We start from the raw sequence: 21676 nt of genomic DNA, 5'->3' as shown, positions 1-21676 counted from the left end.
GATGCAAGAGAATTCCCCTCAACATCTGAACCTACACACGCAACAATTAGGGCATGGGGATCAGGTTGATGGAACGTTAACAGGAGAGGCTATTCTTCGGGCGGCTCGTGCTTTTGTACAGGGAGATGCGGCCGCACATACGGATGGTCATGACTGGCCGCATATCGAGCGGGTGACCGCACTTGCGGTCGAGCTTGCACACCGTATGGGTGCCGATCCCTTTATCTGTGAACTCGCTGCATTGCTTCATGATGTGCCGGATGAGAAGCTTAACGAAAGTCTTGAAGCCGGAATGGCGAAGCTGAATGCATGGCTGGATACCCAGCCGCTTGAAGCGGGTACGCAGGAAGCTGTGGTACGCATCATTAGTTCCATTTCCTATGCAGGAGGGCAGCGACCTGCCGTCTCATCTCTGGAAGCCCAGGTGGTGCAGGATGCGGATCGCCTCGATGCGCTGGGCGCCATTGGTATTGCGCGTACGTTTGCTTTTGCTGGCGCCAGAGGTCGTGAGATGTATGATCCCTCCCTTCCGCCACGAGAGCAGATGACGCGGGAGGAATACCGGAATGGACGCAGTACAACGATCAATCACTTTTACGAAAAGCTGTTTAAGCTAAAAGATCTGATGAATACGTCCTATGGCAAGGAACTGGCAGAGCAGCGTCATGACTTTATGGTGCAGTTTGTGGAGCAGTTCAAGCGTGAATGGGAAGGAAGGTTTTCATAACTTTCTCCGTTTGAGTTAAACATACAATACCCCCTACTTCCGAGAGTGGAGTGTGGGGTATTGTTTTGTGTACATAGAAGTAGTAGGGAATGGAATTTAACTCATCAACAGGATACAGGGCATGGTAACCCAAAGGCTTCCATGATACAATAAATCGTTCTCCTGAATTGATTTCGGGCAAAAAAAGAAATATGGGGTAATAATGATAATGATCATCCAACGAATGAAATCAGTTTCGAAAAAGAGGAGGGGTCACCATGTCATTTGGTGCACGTGTACTTAAGACAGGGATTGCGGTCACGCTGGCCCTGTACCTTAGCAGCATGTTCCTGAACCCGCAATCTCCCGTTCCCGCCGCAATTGCGGCCATCTTTGCGATGCAGCCATCCATTTATCGTTCCTGGAAGTATTTCCTGGATCAGCTGCAGACCACCACACTTGGGGCAATTGTGGCCCTGCTGGGAGGCATGGTGCTGTCCAATGAGCCCATCGCCGTCGGGTTAATTATTGTGCTGGTTATTATGATTTGTCTTAAATTGAATATGGGCGAAACGGTTGGCCTGACGCTGGTAACCGTTGTATCAATTATGGAAGCGTCGGGTGACTGGCATTTTGCATTGAACCGTTTCCTGCTGACACTTGTCGGCATTGTATCTGCTTTTCTTATTAATATTACGGTATTTCCACCCAAGCCGAAGATTCAGTTCGTAAAACAGATTCAGAGTGTGTTCAGTGGCATGTCACTGTTGCTGCGGACATCGATCTCGGATGAGATCAAGGAAGTAGTGTTCCGCGATGAGAAAAATAATCTGGGCGGTTCCATTAAATCTTTGTCAGATAAATATAATTTGTTTGAAGAAGAACAGAAGAAGATGAAACGTTCCAAATTCAGCGAGACCCGGCAGATGGTCGTATACAAACAGATGCTGCTGAGTCTGCAAAAAGGATTCGATGTGCTGGATTCGGTAGAACGCCATTATTTCCAGGCATCGCGAACACCGGAAATGGATCAGTTCTTTGATACACATCTGGAGCTTGTTATCAAATTCCATGAACATGCGCTGCTCAAATTCGAGGATAAGCTGAAACCGAACGGGGAAGAGGCGGCACAGTTCATTTTGGATAATGATCGCTTCATGGAGCAGGCCATATCCCAGTTTGATATCGATCAGGAAGGGATGCTGAGACTGTCCATCGTTGCAGCTGCAATCTATGACTATGGCTATCAGCTGGAACGATTAAACCGGCTTGCCGAACATGTGCATAGTGCCAGTGAAGACAAGGAGTCACAGGATAAAATTCTGAATTGGCTTAAATGGCCGTAAACATGGTAATACGGTTTGCGGTGATGTGGTTTGTCATATACAATGGAACCACAACCAGCCCGGACAGCGTGTCCGGGTTGTTTTGTATACATAGTGCAAACCTTGCGCAACCAACTCAATCGAACCGAGGTAGATACGTATGAATGTAACACAGCTTAGCACTGAATGGATGGAGTGGTTCAATGGACAGGATCTGGAGCAGAAGCAGCACGAAGCGATGCAATTGCTCACTGTGTCCGAAGATGGCTGGCCGCATCAGGCGATGATTAGTATGGGGGAAGTCATTGCTATTGCGCCCAACTTGCTGAGACTGGCTTTATGGCCGGGAACACAGACAAGTATGAATATGAGTCGAACAGGCAAGGCTACCTTGATTGCTGTCCATCAGCAAAGCTTGTTATCTATTCGTCTGGATGTGACTTCACTGCCACAACTCATGGAAGCTGTGCATCCGAGAGATCGTTTTGAGGCTCAGGTGTTAAACATTCGAGTAGATCATGCACCCTATGCGGAGATTACTTCAGGGATCACATTTCAATTAAAAGATGAGTCTGGGGCAATTACACGTTGGAGAGAGACCATTGAAGAATTACGACAATAGAATGGTAAACGTTCTATATTCACCCCATTCGAGGGTGATAATAGAATGAAAACAACAAAAAACGCCTCCGCTTGCATCGGGACGTTGTCACTGGTACAATAAAAAATGGTTTTCAGAAAATTAGAACTAATTAACATAAAATAAAAATGTTTACTTTCTAATTAATTATACCATAGCCTTTTCGGGCTTGTCAAATGGGCTTTTGAGGACACAATCCGGGGAAAGAGGGGCGTATTAACATATGAGTACAGACCAGCAATGGAGCGAGGAGCAACAGCGGGTCAACGTTGTAACGGAACAGATTGATCGGAAAATCGACATCCTAGAAAAAGAGGTAGGTTCCTTCAGGGACGAAGTTGTGGGGATGAGAAAAGACTTCTGGGACGAAGTCACCATGAACTTCAGCGAAGCGGATGACGTGGGTGAGACCTCCACCAGTATGAGGCAGCAATCACAGGTTCTATCGGATCGGGAGCGCAGTCATCTGAATACGGCAGCAGCGCTGGATAAAATGAAACGGCTGCATCATTCACCGTATTTTGGACGCATTGATTTTAAGGAAAATGGCTATCCATATGCAGAGCGAATCTATCTGGGGATCGCATCATTGTTGGATGAGAAGGAGGAATCCTTCCTTGTCTATGACTGGCGTGCACCCATATCGAACCTGTATTACGATGGTGCGCCAGGTCCGGTCACGTATTATACACCTAGCGGTGAGATAAGTGGCGATATTGAGATGAAGCGGCAGTTTGTCATTCGGGATGGACGTATCCGCTTTATGTTCGACACCGGAGTTACCATTGGGGACGAACTGTTACAGGCCGTTCTCAGTCGAACCTCGGATGCACAGATGAAAAGTATTGTGGCGACGATCCAGAAGGAGCAGAACCGGATTATACGTAATGACCGGACTCGCATGCTGATCGTGCAGGGAGCTGCTGGCAGTGGTAAAACATCTGCTGCACTTCAGCGTGTGGCGTACCTTCTCTATAAATACCGCGAGCATCTGCAAGCGGATCAGATGGTTCTTTTTTCGCCAAACCCAATGTTCAACAGTTATGTTTCCACCGTACTGCCTGAGCTTGGGGAGGAAAATATGCTGCAAACGACCTTCCAGGAATATCTGGAACGCCGTCTGGGCCGTGAATATCAGCTGGAAGACCCATTCATTCAGCTTGAATACGTACTGACCGGAACAGAAGATCCTGAGTATGAAGCGCGTATGTCTGGCATTCGATTCAAGTCATCCGAATCCTTCCTAAAGGTGATAACGCGTTATAAGGACAGCATGATGTCTGAAGGTATGAAATTCAAGCCAGTTCGTTTCCAGGGACGGGCTGTGGTTACAGCTGAGGCCATGGCGGAGAAATTCTATAGCTTCGAGCCATCCGTCAAACTGGTGAATCGATTGGAAATACTGCGGGACTGGATGCTGAAAGAGTTATCGGCCTTTGGCAAAGGTGAATTGGAAGCCCCTTGGGTAGATCAACAAATGGATCTGATGGAGCCGGAAGATCTGCAGCGGGCCTATCAGCGTCTCAAGCGAAAGCAAAAAGGGAAGGCAGACACGTTCGATGATTTCCAGCAGGAAAGGGAGATCCTTGCCCGGATGGTGGTCAGTGATCGGCTCAAGCCTTTGCGCAAATGGATCAAATCGTTACGTTTTGTCGATGTCCGTCAACTGTACGCCAACTTATTCAACGACCGGGCTCAGATGGTTCGCCTGTTGGGAGAGGAAGCACTGCCTTCACACTGGGAAGAGATTGGTGAGATGACACTTCGCAGATTAAAAGTACAGGAGCTGGCCTATGAGGATATCACACCATATTTGTATTTGCGTGAGTTACTTCTCGGTTTCCATATTAACTCCAATATCCGCCATGTGATCATTGACGAGGCACAGGATTACTCTGCCTTCCAACTGGCCTTTATGAAGAGATTGTTCCCGAGATCCAAAATCACCGCACTTGGAGATTTTAATCAAGCTATCTATGCACACTCTTCGGTATTAAGTGGGACGGGGCCGCTGACCAACCTGTATGGACCGGAAAATACGGAAGTGATCGAGCTGACGAGAAGTTATCGTTCAACACAGGAGATCGTGGAGTTTACACGCGGCATGGTTCCGGGTGGAGAAGAGATTGTTCCATTTAATCGGGGTGGGGAGAAACCGAAAGTGATCGTTTCCTCCAATGAACAGAAGCATCTGGATGTTATTACAGCCGATCTCAAACATCTGATTCAGGAAGGGTATGAATCGGTTGCGGTCATCTGTAAAACCGCGGAAGAGAGCAAGGACATCCATGAAGCGTTAAGCAAAGTACTGCCTACGGCACCGAAGCTAATTAAGAAAACAACGTTAGCCTTTGAACGGGGTGTGCATGTCATCCCAGCATATCTGGCCAAAGGTGTGGAGTTTGATGCGGTTTTGATCTATGACGGATCTGCATCGCAATATGCGCAGGAACATGAACGTAAGCTGTTCTATACGGCATGTACCCGTGCCATGCATTTGCTGCATGTCTATTGCATGGGTAAACCGAGCCCATTCATTACGTCTCAGTCCGAGGAATTGTATGATATGGGTAAGGTGTCTGCGGTTCAAACCGATTGATTTTGTCTTTCATGTTCATGAAGAAGGCTTCCGTTCGAAGGGACGGGAGTTTTTCTGTGTATTGCGGAATACGATGTGGGGAATAAGAAGCTCCATGAGGTTGGGCTCTGCTAGGAGTGGTACGAAGTAGATCACTGGACATAGATAATTGCATCTCTTCTGACATGAGATCAGAAGGATTAGGTTTTATGGATAAAAAATGATCCATCCTTTGTGTGCATGCACAATAGGTGTGAATTTTCTTTACACATGACGGCGAGACTCATATAATCGTAACAATCTATTTTTTTGGATCGTTTATTTAATGAAGGAGGCAGCAGCATGAATACACCATCTTTTGAACGCCCATTAATGGCGGATTGCGTACCGGATCTGGTGGCAACAGCACGGGGAGACTTGCCTGCGACCTTGGTCATTCGGGGCGGAACACTGGTTAATGTGGTTTCGGGTGAAATTATACCGGGCATGTCTGTAGCGGTACAGGGAGCCCGGATTGCATATGTTGGCAAAGATGTAAGCCATACGATCGGTGAGCATACACGTATTATTGAGGCAGAAGGCAAATATATTGCTCCCGGATTGCTGGATGGGCACTGTCACATAGAAAGTACACAAATGAAAGTAACCGAGTTTGCAAGAGCCGTTCTGCCTTCCGGTACAACGGGAGGATTCTTTGACCCGCATGAAATCTCGAATGTGCTTGGACTCAAAGGTTTGCGATTGATGCTGGATGAAGCTCGGACGACACCAATGGCTGCTTATATGCAGGTGGCTTCCTGTGTTCCTTCCACACATCCTGGACTCGAGACAACAGGCGCTTATATTGGACCGGAAGAAGTGGCCGAAGCCCTCTCCTGGGGTCCAGATATGATTGGTCTAGGTGAAGTAATGAACTTCCCTGGGGTCGTGTACGGGGACGAGACGATGATCGGTGAGATCCAGGCGACGCTCCGAGCAGGGAAGGTGGCAGACGGTCACTTTACCTGGGCAGCGGATGACTGGCGTCTGCCAGCCTACGCTGCAAGCGGCGTTACGGGGGATCATGAATGTGTTACGAAGGAAGATGTGGTGGAACGTCTGCGGCTTGGCATGTATGCCAAAATGCGTCAGGGCTCTGCATGGCATGACGTGGCGGAAACGATCAAAGCGTGCACAGAACTTGGCCTGGATACACGTCGCATGATGCTGGTGACGGATGACCGGAGCTCGGAATCACTGCTCAAAGAAGGTCATATGGACTTTGTTGTGCGTTTGGCCATTTCTCAAGGGGTGAAGCCGGTTACCGCTTTCCAGATGGCGACGATTAATACGGCTGAACGTTTCGGCGTAGCACGCGACATTGGTGCGGTTATTCCAGGGAATATCGCCGACATTATTTTGCTGGATGGACGCTTGGCTGATGTTCGTGTAGGCATGACGATTGCCGCAGGGCATGTCGTGGCAGAGAACGGCAAAATGACAGCAGTCTGGGACAGCTTCACATACCCGGAAGAGGCGTTGAACACCGTGAAACTGCAAGCCAACATCCAGCCGAAGGACATGGAACTGTCAGCGCCGATTACCGAAGGGACGATTGGAGCAAAAGTGATTCATGTGACGGAGAATCATGTGGATACTAAGGAGAAGCATGTTAATGTCACGGTGGAACATGGCAATGTCTTCGTTTCAACATCAGGTGAAATCTGCAAAATTGCAGTGCTGGAGCGTCACAAACAAACCGGCAATCGCGCCGTTGCTCTTGTTGGGGGAATTGGCTTCACAGGTCCTGCGGCCATTGCGATGACCGTTGCACATGACAGCCACAATCTGCTCATTATCGGTAATGATGACGCATTGATGGCCGAGGCGGGCAACCGGGTCGTTGGGATGCAGGGAGGCGTAGCCGTCGTGACTGCCTCTGGTGTGACCGAATTTCCGCTGCGCATTGCAGGCCTGATGTCCACGGAATCTTTTGAAGTGGTAGCAGCTCAATCTGCAGCTATAAGTGAAGCGTTACGGTCTGCTGGTTGTACGTTAAATAACGCATTTATGACGCTGTCTCTGCTGGCGCTTGTCGTTATTCCGGAATTGCGCTTGTCTGATAAAGGCTTGGTACGCATTTCGGCAGAAGGCATCGAGCTGGTATCTTTGTTTGATGACATAGTGGAGAATACACCGGCTGCTCCGGCAGGTAATTAACGAATTAAAGAATAATAGCGTGTCCATTCTTCCTTGAAACGGGAGAGAAGTATAGGTCGCCTTTGGGCGGCCTTTTTTTATTTTCACAGGAAAACGCTTACTAGGTCTTGAGTCGTCTGTTGTACATATGCAAAAAATGACCCATGTTAGGGTGGAATTAGGATGAAATTAAAAATTTTTTCGTAAATGAGACTTTAGAACTATAAATACAGAAGTGTGAATACCCGAAATAATGTTATATGATTCTTTCGTCGTAAGTCTAAGAGATGATGTTGCATATAAAAGCAATGTAAATAGTCGTACATCGAAATTGTATCCAATGAATGAATATAAAACGACAGAATTTCATCGAGATTTGCACGATAGAGCTGCATAACATCAAAGGGAGTGTACAAATATGAAAAGCAAAAGAAGGTACCAATTTATTTTGTTAATTAGTTGTTTCATGCTGTTTGTAGGGAATACGTATGTTTGCAAGGCCACTGCACTTGGCTCAGTCGACAGTTATGAAACCATCCATGGAACGGTACAGGGAACCGTAAGAGCAACTTGGGTATGGGACACGACGCAGATTCAAAGTAACCCTCAGCTAGTGCTGAAGTTTGCCACAACGAACAAAATCAATACGATCTACCTACAAATGAATCGGGATGTGAAACTTCCGTACTACACGGATTTCATTCGTAAGGCCAGAGAGAAAAATATTGCCGTGGACGTTATGGATGGAAGACCTGCTTGGGGACTGACGGAGAGCCGGGATCAAATTGCAGATTTTCTGGACTGGGTTGAAACGTATCAAAATCAAGTAGAGCCCAATGAGAAGTTTGCCGGTATTCATTTGGACATTGAACCTCATGTACATCCAGAGTGGAAAACCAATCAAGCCAGTGTGATTACGCAGTGGCAGGGCAACGTTCAATACATTGTCGATCGGGCCGCACGGATGAAGATGCCTGTAGCCGCTGACCTGCCTTTCTGGCTGGATGGTTATAAAATTCCGGGTTCCACGATGAATGTAAGCAGCTGGATGATCCGCAAGTTTGACTCGATTACCATTATGGCTTACCGGGATACGGCTGCGGCAATCTATAATGTAGCGAAGGATGAGCTTGAGGAAGCGTCACTTTTGGGTAAAACGGTATCGATCGCCGTGGAGACCAAGCAAAGCAAGGAAGGCGATTTTATTACCTTTTATGAAGAGGGTACAGCGTATATGGAAGCACAGCTTAAGCTGGTCGAGAAAATGGCAAGTGTGCACTCGTCCTTTAACGGATTCTCGGTGCATGAGTACAGCTCATGGGAGACTTTGAAAAAGTAAAATGGAATTCCATTCATCAGAATGATAAAGAAGGTGCTTACGACCGAACAGGTTGTAGCACCTTCTTTGCATCTTCTATCTGAAATATAAGTGGAGAGCATTGAACAATCGACAATTCAATGTGATGAGTGCCGCACCGGATAGGAGTTTAAGGTTAGACCAGTGCAGGTTCCATCGCGACTTTCTCATAAAACATTTTGCGATATTGGGACGGGGTAATGTTCTTGTGTTTCTTGAATGTTGTAATGAAGTAGCTCAAATGCTCGAACCCAACGTCCATGGCAATATCCACAATTTTGTGATCGGTATTCTCAAGCTGAACACAGGCCTGCTGGATGCGATAATAGTTGATATAGTCGACCGGACTTTTCTGAACCATCTGTTTGAAAAAGCGGCAAAAATGTCCTTCGCTCATATTAGCCTCATTTGCTAGTTCTTTTAACTTGAGTGGTTCGGGATAACGCTTGTGAATATAACTTAGCACTGATTTCAGGCGTTCTACTTTATCATGACTGCCTGACGGAACGGTCCCTTTGAGTGCAGCAGGTCTCATATGTTCAAACATTTGTGCAAATATTAGATAGAGGTAAGCTTTGGTTGTCATCTCGCAGGTTGGTGTCCCAGCGGCATGATCGGCGAAAATTCGTTTCAAATGAAAAATGATTTCTTCCCCCCACGCTTCATCGGTTTGGATATGGTAAGGGGGGAGAACTGTTTTGTGCACTAGCGGGCCAACGAACTTCTCCTGTACAGCATCGAACGTCCGACTGCCTAACAGCTCCGGATTAAATACAATGGATGAAAAAACACAGGGGACATCGCCTTTCAGGTAGCCTGCGTGAATTTCCCCCCGATTAATAAAGATGGCTTCTCCCGCCTGAACCTCTACCGTATTCATATCAATTTGAAAAACAGCACTGCCCTGTGTCACCATGGTGAACTCCATCTCGTCATGCCAATGGCAATCGAGAATGCTGTCGCCATTCAATTGTTGAATATCCGGGTACACACTGACTGGATACATGGCATTGCCGTGAATCCGGTCTTCCCGTAATCGTTCACGTTCCATTTGAGAATCTCCTTTTGCATCATTATTAATGTAAACGTTCCCATAGATTGGTGGTGTTTATAAAGAATCGGATAAGAAATATCAGAATCGTGATATATTTGGTCAAAATATGAGAAGAAATTCGTTATTAATGTCAATATTATTATAGTATAACCAAAGGGGGAAAGAAAACATGAAATTTACTGATGGATTCTGGATGACTCGTGAAGGGTACCACGTTCAAAACCCGACTGACATTCGTGATATTGTGCAAAAAGAAGATTCTTTGACCGTTTATGCGGCAACTAAATATATTCGCACCAAAGGCGACACGTTGAACGGTACATTGCTTAAAGCATCGTACAGCTCCCCTATGCCTAACGTTATTCGTGTAACCTTGAATCACCATAAAGGCGGAGTGAAAAAAGGGCCTGTATTTGAGCTTAACACTCAAGATGTGAATGTTGACATCTCGAAAAATGAACAAGGCGCTGTTTTGAAAAGCGGCAATCTGGAAGTTCAAATCGACAAAACGAATGGTTGGGACGTCAGCTTCTTTTATGGAGGAAAACGGATCACAGGTAGCGGTCAAAGAGCGGCTGGTTATATTACAGGTCCGAGTAAGGAAGCGTACTTCCGCGAGCAACTTGATCTCGGCATTGGTGAATACGTTTACGGACTCGGTGAGCGCTTCACACCATTTGTTAAGAATGGCCAAGTGGTGGACACGTGGAATGAGGACGGCGGTACAAGCAGTGATCAGTCCTATAAGAATATTCCTTTCTACTTGTCCAATAAAGGATATGGCGTATTTGTAAATCATCCTGAACGCGTATCGTATGAGATTGCATCTGAGAATGTATCTAAAGTGCAGTTCAGCGTAGAAGGCGAGACTTTGGAATACTTCATTATCGGTGGGGACAATCCAAAGGATGTACTTGATAATTATACGAAATTAACAGGTAAACCAGCGCTTCCACCAGCATGGACATTTGGTCTGTGGCTGACAACATCATTCACAACGGATTATGATGAAGCAACGGTTAACCATTTCGTAGATGGCATGGCTGAACGTGATCTTCCGCTTTCTGTATTCCATTTTGACTGTTTCTGGATGAAGGAATACCAATGGTCTGATTTCGTATGGGATGAAGCGATGTTCCCAGATCCGGAAGGTATGCTTGCACGTCTGAAAGAAAAAGGACTCAAAATCTGCGCATGGATCAATCCATACATTGCAGAAAAATCCTACTTGTTCGATGAAGGTATGGAGAATGGTTATCTGGTAAAAACAGCGGATGGCAGCGTATGGCAATGGGATTTGTGGCAAGCAGGTATGGCACTGGTTGATTTCACGAACCCAGATGCTGTTAATTGGTATAAGAGCAAGCTGGAAGTCCTGCTTGATCAAGGTGTTGATTCATTCAAAACAGACTTCGGTGAAAGAATTCCGACAGATGTCGTGTACTTCGATGGCTCTGATCCGGTTAAAATGCACAACTATTATACACAGCTCTATAACAAAGCTGTATTTGAATTGCTCGAAGATAAGATTGGCAAAAACGAAGCTGCCCTGTTTGCACGCTCTGCAACAGCAGGTGGTCAACAGTTCCCGGTTCACTGGGGCGGAGATTGCTCTTCTACTTATGAATCCATGGCTGAATCACTTCGAGGCGGCCTCTCACTTGGACTTTCCGGTTTCGGGTTCTGGAGCCATGATATTAGCGGCTTTGAAAGTACAGCGACCCCTGACGTATACAAACGCTGGGTACAATTCGGACTTTTATCTTCTCACAGCCGCCTACACGGAAGCACTTCGTATCGTGTGCCTTGGCTGTTTGACGAGGAATCCGTGGACGTTGTTCGTGACTTTACCAAACTCAAAATCAGCCTGATGCCGTATCTTTACAATTCTGCGGTCGAGTCGACTGTAAAAGGTATTCCAATGATGCGCGCTATGCTGCTTGATTTCCCAGAGGATCCAACAACATACAGCTTGGATACACAATACATGTTTGGTGATTCGATTCTGGTGGCTCCAATCTTCAACAAGGAGGGTGATGTTCGTTATTACCTGCCTGAAGGTACATGGACCAACTACCTGACAGGTGCCAAAGTTGAAGGTGGACGCTGGATAAGCGAAAACCATGACTTCAAAACACTGCCAATGATGGTTAAGCCAAACAGCCTGATTGCTGTTGGTGCTGTGGATAGCAAACCGGATTATGACTTTGCGGATAATGTGTCCCTTCACTTGTTCGAACTGGCTGAAGGCAACTCCGCTCAAGCGGTTGTTGTAAACCAAAGTGCTGAGCAGGAGCTGGTTGTTAACGTATCCCGTAACGGTTCTGTTCTGGAAGTTCGTGCTGAAGGTGCAGGCAAACCATGGAATCTCGTGCTGCGTGGCATTGAGAGTGTATCCGTCGTAGAGGGTGGTTCCCAAACGTCTGGTGCAAATGGTGTTGTCGTTACGGCAGCAGCAGGTACAGGCTCGCTTACAATTCAACTGTAATGTTTAATGGATAAACAGAAGGACGGTACCGCAAGGTGCCGTCTGTTTGTCTACTGTCTACTGTCGTGCCATGGAAGTATGGTTCCAGCAAAGAAATGGTAGTATCATTTAGTTGCTAGCGACAGATAAAGATAGGGGATTATATCAAATGAGTACAACGAATTCAGGCTTACACCAAACCATTACAGCAGAGATGCTGCATCAGTTGGTTGAGTATACTTTTGGAACCGCTACCATTGTGAAGAGTTTTTCACTTTTGCAGGGTGGACTTTTTAATACTACGTATCGAATTCAGCTTGAACATGCGTCGTACACGGATGTGATATTACGTTTGGCTCCAGAACGTGTAGAGATGCCGCTGGGATCTGCTGGCGATCCGTTGTTTTCATTTGAACGGACAATGATGTCTGCTGAACCTGTCGTTTATGAATATTACCGTAAAGCAGGCATTCCCGCTCCAAACATTATTGCCTGTGATGACAGCGGATCGATCATTCCGAGAACCTATATGTTTATGGAGTTTATCCCCAGTAAGCAATTGGATCATCCATTGATTTCGGAGTCAGATAAAGAGCGGTTATATCATCAGCTCGGCGCTTATACCGCTGTCATGCATCAGATTGAGGGTGCATCGTTTGGCTGGCCGCAAGGGGATGGGACGATTAAAGGCTCGGATCATTGGTCTGAGGTGCTGCACTCTTTTGCAGAAGAGACGGCACTCAAGGCTTCACAAGCCGGGTATATGCCAGGTGTAGGAGAAGAAATCGCAGATATGTTCATAACCAATAAGGATTTATTTGATCAGGTTACTGTTCCGGTTCTTGTTCATAACGATCTATGGGAAGCCAACGTGCTTGTTCATGAGGAGAACGGGCAGCTAAACATAGCCGCCATCATTGATGGGGATCGTTCCATGTTTGCGGACAGGGCGTTTGAGGCGATTTTATCGACAGAATCATCAGCTGGTTTTCATGAAGGTTATGGCCGGCCACAGGATATGTCCGATGAGGGACAGGCACGCCTTCTTGCCTATCGCATACTTTCCTCTTACTTTAACGCATATGTGCATGAACATCAGGTGGATCAGCTGGAGGCAGGACAGAAGTATCGTGAGCGTACACTGGATCTATTGAAAGAATGGAAGAGACTCAAACTTAACGAATAAGTAGGAGGGTTTAGTATGAAAGAGTATATGCAATATCCGATGTGGGACGCAACATTACCTTTAGAAGAACGATTGAATGACTTGATTGCGCGTCTGAAAACGGAGGAGAAAATCCGATTAATTCCTACACGCGAAGCCGCAGTACCTCGCTTAGGAATACCCGGTTACAATGTGGGAGGCGAAGCGGCTCACGGGGTTGCCTGGATAGGTGAAGCTACCGTTTTCCCGCAGCCACTCGGTCTGTCGAGCACCTGGAACACCAAGCTCATGCGCGAAATTGGTTCCGTCATCGGAGATGAAGCCAGAGCATACCACCATCGTGCACCGGAGCGTCACGGCTTGACCTTATGGGCGCCAACCGTCGATCTGGAACGAGATCCGCGTTGGGGCAGAACGGAAGAAGGTTATGGTGAAGATCCTGTACTGACAGGTGAAATGTCAGCTGCTCTTGTGAAGGGCATGCAGGGTAATCATTCTTTCTATTTAAAAATGGTAGCGACGTTGAAGCACTTTTTTGCCAATAATAATGAGAAGGATCGGTTGAATTGTTCATCCAGCATCGATCCGCGTAACTTGCGTGAATATTATTTAAAGGCATTCGAGACGCCTTTCGTAGAAGGTGGGGCCTTGTCCATGATGACAGCCTACAATTCGATCAACGGCACACCCGCTATTGAAAGTCCATACGTGAATAATGTGGTCAAGGGTGAGTGGGCTATGCCTGGATTTATCGTGTGTGACGGGGGAGATTTGTCCCAGACGGTCAATTATCACGGTTATCATGCCACGCATGCGGAATCGGCAGCAGGGGCTATAAAGGCAGGTGTGGACTGTTTGACGGACGAGGTTGATTTAGTGGTATCTGCCTTGGAAGAGGCGCTTGAGCGTAACTTGCTGGAGGTCGAGGATCTTGACCGGGCCATTCGTAATATTTTTGGCGTGCGAATGCGGCTTGGACAACTGGATCAGACGGGACTTAACCCGTATGCTTCGATATCGGAATCTGTATTGTGTGCCCCTGAACATGCCAAATTAAGTTATAGAGCAGCAGCCGAGTCTATCGTTTTACTCAAAAATGACGGACTGCTTCCTCTCCAATCGGAAAGATTGCAGAAGGTTAGCGTAATCGGTCCCCTCGCGGATGTGGTCTATACCGATTGGTATAGCGGCACACTGCCTTATCGTGTTACCGTTTTGGAAGGACTACGCAAGCAGCTTGCTGGAGCTGAAATATCTTTTGCAGATGGGAATGATCGCATCAGCCTGAAGACAGCCGATGGAAAGGTGATCACGCTCGGTGCTGAAGGAAAGCTTGTAGCCGTGCCGGAAGGTAGTGCGGAGGCCGCTGAGTTCATCCATCAGGACTGGGGCTGGGGAAGTCATACGCTTCGCAGTGTGAAAAATAATCGCTATGTTTGGTTAACCGAACAGGGCATCTATCAGGCGAATGCGCCGGAGATTGGTGGCTGGTTCGTCAAGGAAGTGGTACAGATTGACTCACAAGCGGATGGAACCAGCACGTTGCGTACGTGGAACGGACTGCCACTGAGGCTGGATGAACATCAGGGGCAACTGGTGCTGTCCCCAACGCCGGAACAAACAGACGAGGACTTGAGTTCATCTGGTAATCCGGATGCCGTAGAAGGGAAGCAGAAACCTCCTGTGTTCAAGCTGGACATTGTTGCTAACGGAATAGAGCAGGCGAAAAAAGCTGCTCAGAATAGTGACGTTTCTATCGTTGTTGTAGGTAATAGTCCATATATTAACGGCAAAGAGGAGATCGATCGCCCAAGTCTGCTGCTTCCGCCTGAGCAGGCCCGACTGGTAAGAGAAGTCTGCCAAGTGAACCCGAATACGGTCGTTGTCATTGTTGGCAGTTATCCATTTGCACTGCAAGAGTTAAAAGACGTGGCTCCGGCAATCGTATACCTGACGCACGCAGGCCAAGAACTGGGGAATGCGGTTGCGGATGTTCTGCTCGGAAATTATGCTCCTGCTGGTAGACTGAACATGACATGGTATGAGGATGAATCACAGCTGCCAGACATCATGGATTACGACATTATTCATAACGGTACAACCTATATGTATCATGAAGGTCCAGTCCTGTATCCCTTTGGTCATGGGTTGACCTATTCGGAATTTGAATATAAGTCGATTCGAGTGGAGCGGGCACAGGGATCTTCTGGAGATGATGTGCTGAAGATTGAAGTGCAGGTCGAGAACAAAGGGGCACGTGCCAGCGATGAAGTGGTGCAGCTGTACGGGCACGCCCAAACTTCACGGGTAAAGCGACCACAACGTCAGTTGATCGCTTTCCGACGTATTCATCTTGCTTCTGGCGCAGTGGAAACTCTATCTTTCGAAATTCCTGTTCAAAAACTGGTCTTCTGGGATGTCACTCGTGACAGATATTGTCTTGAAACAACCATCTGGTCGATCATGGCTGGACGTTCCTCGGCAGATATTCGTCAGACAGCAGAAATCCATATCGAGGGTGAAACTATTCCTGCACGCGCGCTGAATCTGCCTACGTTAGCGGAAAATTACGATGCATATGCAGGCGTTCTGTTGGATGAGTGTCTGGAAGGTCGTTCAGCCGTCCGAGCCATTGCTTCAGGCGAACCGCTGTATCATGAAGGTCGTTCTTCCTGGATTTCATTCCACGACAATGTTTTCCGGCAAGCTAGTGCGTTTGAGGGTCGGGTGGCAGCCTTCGGAGAGGGTGGCGAATTGGAGATTCGGGCGGAAGGTCCGGAAGGCCCACTGCTCGGCACTTGTATCATTCCTGGTCCCGCTGGAACAGTCAACGGGAAGAATCTTCAGTGGAGCACAGTTCGCTGTTCCCTGAAGGGAGAGCGTGAGATTGACCAGCTCTGCATTGTTTTCAGGGGCGGTGCAGCCCTTCAGCAATTTGTGTTGAAATAAGTTGATTTGTTGATCTTCATAATGCATGGCCAAAAGGCTGTCCTGGCACTGAATTTAGTGCGGCAGCCTTTTTGCGCTGTTATCCCCAGTGACCTTTTTTACATAGGCCGTATATTCAACTGCAGAACAACCCACAATAACGTTGTTGTTTTCTGATTCTGTAAAGGTGGTTGAGGTATGAAAGATAAAAAGTGGGACCTCGTCGCACTCGCTTCCATCCCGGTTATCATGACACTGGGTAACTCTATGCTGATCCCCATCCTTCCGCAGATTGAGCGTGAATTGAAAGTGTCCTCATTCAAGGTCAGCATGTTAATTACGGTTTATGCGGTCGTCGCAATCCTGCTCATTCCACTTGCAGGATATCTGTCGGATCGATTCGGCAGGAAAGCCGTTATTATCCCCAGTCTCATCATTGCAGCCGCAGGAGGCGCGGTAGCAGGAGGAGCAGCCTGGATGCTGAATGGAAATGCGGCATACTGGAGCATTCTCGGTGGCAGACTTTTGCAAGGGATAGGAGCAGCAGGGGCTTTCCCGATTGTCATTCCATTGGTGGGTGATATGTTCGATGATGAAAACGAGGTGAGTAAAAGCCTTGGCATTATTGAAACCTCGAATACCTTCGGCAAGGTACTAAGTCCGATTTTGGGTGCAGCTCTGGCTGTATGGATTTGGTATTTGCCTTTTATGGCTATTCCGGTACTTTGTGTGCTTTCATTGGTTCTGGTTATTTTCCTGGTGAAAACACCCAAGAGGAAGGAAGAACCAAAGAGCTTTCCCGAATTCGTTGCTTCCATCCGCAGTGTGCTGAAAGAAAAGGGCCGCTGGCTGTATGCGATTTTTGCGATTGGCGGTATTTGCATGTTTGTTCTCTTTGGTGTGCTCTTTTATCTGTCGGAGACGTTGGAATCGGAGTTCAAATTAAAGGGTGTACTTAAAGGACTTGTACTTGCTATACCACTGGCAGCCTTGTGTCTGGCGTCTTTCTTTGCTGGAAAATGGATAGGAAAGAACAAGACACGGATGAAATGGCTTGGTTTTATCGGACTTGCTGTTTTAACTGTATCTCTTGGCGTGATCGGACTTTTTGACAACATTTATGTAGTTGTTGGTTTGTTCACCCTTGGTGGAGCTGGAATAGGCGCTACACTCCCATGTCTGGATGCTATGGTTACTGAAGGGGTGGACAAGGAACAACGCGGCACCATCACGGCTTTATTCAGCAGCATGCGTTTTATCGGTGTGTCTCTCGGTCCTCCTGTCGTGTCATTGTTGATTTCTTCCCACCATTTCCTTCTGTTTGGTATTCTCGCCGCTTCCGGGGCGGTGGGAGGGTTACTCACGTTATTGGCAGTCAAGCCAGATAAGGGAAATCAGCCCACATCAGGCAGTGGTCAAAATCATCGTGAACGTGATTATGATGAAGCGAAACAGCCCAGTGGTTATCTGCCGGGGCGGAGAAAGAAAAGTCCACTCTGATTTAAAATATAAAAACGCGTTTACTCTGAGGGATGTATCTTTCCTCACAGAGTAAACGCGTTTTAATGAATCGAAGGATAACAGTGTAGTTGCCTCAATTATCTTTTTGCTGACTAGTTGTGTTATTCTCGTTCGCAGTCTCGGTATGCTCATGCCGATCGGAATCCTGGGCAGCAATATGTGTATGCGTCAATAACGGATGCACAGGCACCGCAAACCCTCCATTTCGTTTCCCTTGAATCAGGTATATCAGGAGGAATAGAATCATGAACACAATGGAATAACGGTACATATCGGTATAACTGGTTATGGAAGCAATAGCGCCCAGCAGAAGTGCTCCCAGAGCAATCCCCAGATCCAGCGTATTCAGAAACATGCCGTTAGCCATACCGCGCTGTGAAGGGGAGACAATCTGAATCATCCATGTCTGCATGGAAGACTGTATTGAACCATATCCAATTCCATATAAAAATGCAGCGACAAACAAGATGGACATCGACGAAGCGTAAGAGAGCGTGATCAGTCCAGCAGCGATGAATATCGCTCCGGGAATCAGTAACGCTTTTGGACCTTTACTGTCATAGATCCTTCCTGCAAACGGTCTAACCAGCAGTACAGCGAGAGCATTAAACAAAAAGAACAGTGCAGGGTTAGCCAGGTTGGCTTCCTTTCCGTACAAAACGATGAATCCGACCAGTCCGCCATACGTGATGGACAGCAAACAATTCAGTACACTTGGCAGAATCAGTTTGCGGTTGAAAGGCGTCTTTACTTTGGTGCCTGATATCGCAGCTGTTCCAACAGGTGGCGTTGGTATCACCTCATCATTGACCCTACGAGCTTTCTTGCGTGTCAGTGAATAGCTGAGCGGATAGATGACCACAATAACACCTGCCGTACATAACATGAGTGTCATGAACCCGGCACCCTGAAGCAACGTGACCCCAATAATGGGACCCATGGACATGGCAAGACTTGTGGACAGGCCGAAATAGCCCATGCCCTCACCCATCCGTTTCACAGGCACAATATCCGACGCCATAGTCGGGAAAGCCGTGCTACTCATACCGAATCCGATACCGAACACCATGCGCAGCAATAACAGGACCGCAATCCCGGCAGCAAAATAATATCCAAGTGTAGCGAGTAAGGCAACTGTCAGGCCAATATAGATCATGGCATTACGAAGACCCTTCTCCAATGCTTTGGCTGAATAGAGCCGGGCAGCAATGGCGCTAAGGGCAAAAAGACAGGTGAAGAGGCTGACTTCAAAGGCATTGGCGTGAAAACGGTCCTGCACATAAGAAGGCAGTGGGGATACAATCATGTGGAGTTGAAGGAAGAGTAGAAAGTTACATAACATGAGCAGGATAAAATCGGTGGTCCATAGTTTGACTTGCGATGATTGTGATTTCATTAGTTGTTCATTCCCCCTGGTGTAAAATTCGTTACAGATTGCTGTTCATGAGGGAAAGAGTATGTCTAAATGCTTCCATCTGGTCTTCGGGTATACCTTCAATCAGATTTTTATTCATTTCTCTTTCGAGCGGAACAAGCTGGTCGAGCAATATCTTTCCTTCATCGGTCAAGTAGAGCAAGTAGGCTCTGCGATCCTGTTCGCTGGTCCGGCGTTCGACCCAGCCTTTCTTTTCCAACAGATCAATAATGCGGGCAGTTGTGGGCTGGTCCTTATAAACGCGAGTGGCGACTTCCTTCTGGTTCACGCCTTCGCCTCTGCCGATATTGAACAGAACGGAAAACTGCTCTGTCGTAATATCATAGGGTTTGAATCGTATGGCTAGTAAAGCCGACGCCTTGCGATGTGTCATGCCCAGCATGAATCCAATGGATTGATCGAGTGAATAATCGTTCCCCATATAATCCTCTCTTTCTTAAAATAAAAATAGTCTCAATTCATTTACTTGTTATAACAACTATATGCTAAACAATTAATTTTGTCAAAACGGATTTATGAATATCGGCGTCATGATAAGATCTTTTGATATGTGATTGGCAGTCGAATAATGTTTTATGTGAACATTGAAATATGCAAACGTTGGTAAATACTGATAAAATAGAAATGCCGCTGTATCGCGGTAATTGGGCTACATGATGGTGAGGTTACGAAGACGAATCTGCTCCAGCTGATTCTGGAGCTGACTGAGGAGAGCTGAGTATGCTGAAGAACATTCCCGCAATAATACCTCCGGAACTGCTGAAGATCATGTCTGAAATGGGTCATGGAGACGAACTGGTACTGGCTGATGGCAACTTTCCCGCAGCCAGTCATGCCCAGCGGCTGATTCGCTGTGATGCGCTGGGTACCGTAGAGTTACTGGATGCCATTTTAAGTTTGTATCCACTGGATACTTACGCTGAGCGGCCGGCAGCCGTTATGCAGGTCGTCAAGGGGGATCAGGTGGTGCCCATCATCTGGGAAGACTATCGCAGGCTGATCCTTGACCATGAGGGCATCACGGATGCCTTTGATCATGAAGAGCGTTTTGCTTTTTATGAGCGGGCTTCTCGCGCCTATGTCATCATTGCAACCGGTGAACGTGCGCAGTATGCCAATTTGATCTTGAAAAAAGGGGTCATCTTTCCAGATACAGATCCTTACCCACAAGTGAAAAAAGTTGAACTGAACTGAATCCAAACTCAAGGCGACGGGGCGGCAGAAGCCTCGCTCGCCTTTTTGCTTTTCCCAAATCGCAGCCAGTAAACAACAACATATAATATAGGCATACACTCGATAAGCACGGCATATGTAGCAATCGCGTAAGAACGAATGGCTAATTCATAGGAAGCTGCGTCTTTTGCATATTGAAGCACATAGGAAGCCGCAGTTCCGGCAAGTAGATACACTACCGTTTTTTCCTGTTTTACGCCTGTGAATTTAGCAAGACAAACCGAGGCTACATATAACAGAAACGAGCTGCGAGTAAACATGGTCGTAGACCAGATGGCAATTAGGAAAGGGTCCAGGTTATCCAGAAAATCGCCGTAACGAGCAAAACGGATCATCTCCAGCAAAGGGTAACGAAGACTGCTGGCTTCGTAAGGTCCAAAATTCATTAACGTAAACATCCAGAACACGATAATGAATAATGCAAGCGTAGAGCCTGCAAATAACATACTTCGTAGAAGCGGCCGCCTGAAAGCAATAGCAGGGGCGAGGAACAGGAACATCATCCATTCGGAAAACCAGGGCATAGTTGAGATCGAGCCTGTTAAAATTTCTTTCAGATCATGATGAGTTACCATGGCAAGAAGAACATCAGGATTCCCCCCACCCATTACAGCAGGCATGAGAAAAGTGGAGGTGAAGATTTGCACCAGAAATATCCCTTCTGATAAATAGACAATGGTAATCAAACCTGAGCGTGCTGAAAAGCTGATACACAAAATGGTTACGGTTGCTGTCAGCCATATGGGTGTCTCGGGTAAATACATGGATTGCAGGAAAACGATGAAATTCTCTACGTCAACGGATATCAAATACAGGCACAGTAACACAATGAGACCGAGGAACATCTTGTGAACGGCCTTGCCCACAATTTCTTCACCAAAATCAATCCAGGGTCGATCCGGGTAAACCGCTCCCAATCTGTATGTGAAAAAGAGAAGGATCAAACTAATCGCAAACCCACCAAGGATGGATAACCATCCTTGATACCCGCTCATTTTGAACAAGCGCTGCAGAAGGAAAGCGATGGGTTCGGAATACAGGTAGACAAACATAAAACGGTACGCTTGTCCGGCAGACAATTTGCTCATG

General features: G+C 47.0%; 15 protein-coding genes. 11 read left to right on the top strand and 4 right to left on the bottom strand.

Annotated features, from left to right (window positions below):
- Window position 1 precedes the first annotated feature (1 nt).
- From gpAD87_RS15740 to gpAD87_RS15715, 6 genes are all read left to right on the top strand, one after another.
- The gene (locus gpAD87_RS15740) at window positions 2-727 is read left to right on the top strand and encodes an HD domain-containing protein (RefSeq protein WP_064639144.1); all 726 of its coding nucleotides are present in this window, start codon (window positions 2-4) and stop codon (window positions 725-727) included.
- Window positions 728-984: 257 nt separating this feature from the next.
- Window positions 985-2052 (top strand): FUSC family protein, encoded by a 1068-nt coding sequence (locus gpAD87_RS15735; RefSeq protein ID WP_064639143.1) that lies wholly within the window; start codon window positions 985-987, stop codon window positions 2050-2052.
- Between the two features lie 139 nt (window positions 2053-2191).
- Window positions 2192-2653: a hypothetical protein gene (locus gpAD87_RS15730; protein ID WP_064639142.1), complete on the top strand. Its 462-nt coding sequence runs from the start codon at window positions 2192-2194 to the stop codon at window positions 2651-2653.
- Between the two features lie 241 nt (window positions 2654-2894).
- Window positions 2895-5270 (top strand): RNA polymerase recycling motor HelD, encoded by a 2376-nt coding sequence (gene helD / locus gpAD87_RS15725; RefSeq protein ID WP_064639141.1) that lies wholly within the window; start codon window positions 2895-2897, stop codon window positions 5268-5270.
- Window positions 5271-5591: 321 nt separating this feature from the next.
- Window positions 5592-7448 (top strand): adenine deaminase, encoded by a 1857-nt coding sequence (locus gpAD87_RS15720; protein WP_064639140.1) that lies wholly within the window; start codon window positions 5592-5594, stop codon window positions 7446-7448.
- Window positions 7449-7845: 397 nt separating this feature from the next.
- Window positions 7846-8766 (top strand): hypothetical protein, encoded by a 921-nt coding sequence (locus gpAD87_RS15715; RefSeq protein WP_064639139.1) that lies wholly within the window; start codon window positions 7846-7848, stop codon window positions 8764-8766.
- A 154-nt stretch (window positions 8767-8920) separates the two neighbouring features.
- Here the strand turns inward: gpAD87_RS15715 and gpAD87_RS15710 are convergent, their stop codons facing one another.
- The gene (locus gpAD87_RS15710; protein WP_064639138.1) at window positions 8921-9835 is read right to left on the bottom strand and encodes an AraC family transcriptional regulator; all 915 of its coding nucleotides are present in this window, start codon (window positions 9833-9835) and stop codon (window positions 8921-8923) included.
- Between the two features lie 172 nt (window positions 9836-10007).
- On the opposite strand from gpAD87_RS15710, the gene yicI reads away from it, so the two are divergent.
- The 4 genes from yicI (at window position 10008) to gpAD87_RS15690 (ending at window position 17898) form a co-directional block, all read left to right on the top strand.
- Window positions 10008-12326 carry an alpha-xylosidase gene (gene yicI, locus gpAD87_RS15705; protein ID WP_064639137.1) on the top strand — a complete coding sequence of 773 codons (2319 nt, stop codon included), beginning with the start codon at window positions 10008-10010 and terminating at the stop codon, window positions 12324-12326.
- Between the two features lie 148 nt (window positions 12327-12474).
- Window positions 12475-13491, top strand: coding sequence for a phosphotransferase family protein (locus gpAD87_RS15700; RefSeq protein WP_064639136.1), 1017 nt, complete (start codon window positions 12475-12477; stop codon window positions 13489-13491).
- Between the two features lie 15 nt (window positions 13492-13506).
- A complete protein-coding gene (locus gpAD87_RS15695; RefSeq protein WP_064639135.1) occupies window positions 13507-16419 on the top strand; it encodes a glycoside hydrolase family 3 C-terminal domain-containing protein in 2913 nt (970 codons plus the stop codon).
- Between the two features lie 177 nt (window positions 16420-16596).
- Window positions 16597-17898 carry an MFS transporter gene (locus tag gpAD87_RS15690; protein WP_064639134.1) on the top strand — a complete coding sequence of 434 codons (1302 nt, stop codon included), beginning with the start codon at window positions 16597-16599 and terminating at the stop codon, window positions 17896-17898.
- Between the two features lie 94 nt (window positions 17899-17992).
- Here gpAD87_RS15690 and gpAD87_RS15685 read toward each other — a convergent pair whose 3' ends face one another.
- Both gpAD87_RS15685 and gpAD87_RS15680 read right to left on the bottom strand, forming a co-directional pair.
- On the bottom strand, window positions 17993-19315 hold the full coding sequence (locus tag gpAD87_RS15685) for an MFS transporter (protein ID WP_064639133.1): 1323 nt from the start codon (window positions 19313-19315) through the stop codon (window positions 17993-17995).
- 31 nt (window positions 19316-19346) lie between these two features.
- Window positions 19347-19775: a MarR family winged helix-turn-helix transcriptional regulator gene (locus gpAD87_RS15680; protein ID WP_064639132.1), complete on the bottom strand. Its 429-nt coding sequence runs from the start codon at window positions 19773-19775 to the stop codon at window positions 19347-19349.
- A gap of 299 nt (window positions 19776-20074) precedes the next feature.
- Here gpAD87_RS15680 and gpAD87_RS15675 point away from each other — a divergent pair, with 299 nt between their 5' ends.
- A complete protein-coding gene (locus tag gpAD87_RS15675) occupies window positions 20075-20548 on the top strand; it encodes an RbsD/FucU family protein (protein WP_064639131.1) in 474 nt (157 codons plus the stop codon).
- Window positions 20549-20556: 8 nt separating this feature from the next.
- Here the strand turns inward: gpAD87_RS15675 and gpAD87_RS15670 are convergent, their stop codons facing one another.
- Window positions 20557-21675, bottom strand: coding sequence for a GerAB/ArcD/ProY family transporter (locus gpAD87_RS15670; protein ID WP_064639130.1), 1119 nt, complete (start codon window positions 21673-21675; stop codon window positions 20557-20559).
- Window position 21676: the final 1 nt, after the last annotated feature.

The sequence above is a fragment of the Paenibacillus sp. AD87 genome, assembly GCF_001659845.1.
GTDB classification, from domain to species: Bacteria; Bacillota; Bacilli; order Paenibacillales; family Paenibacillaceae; genus Paenibacillus; species Paenibacillus marchantiae.
This window is presented reverse-complemented; position numbering and strand designations above follow the sequence as displayed.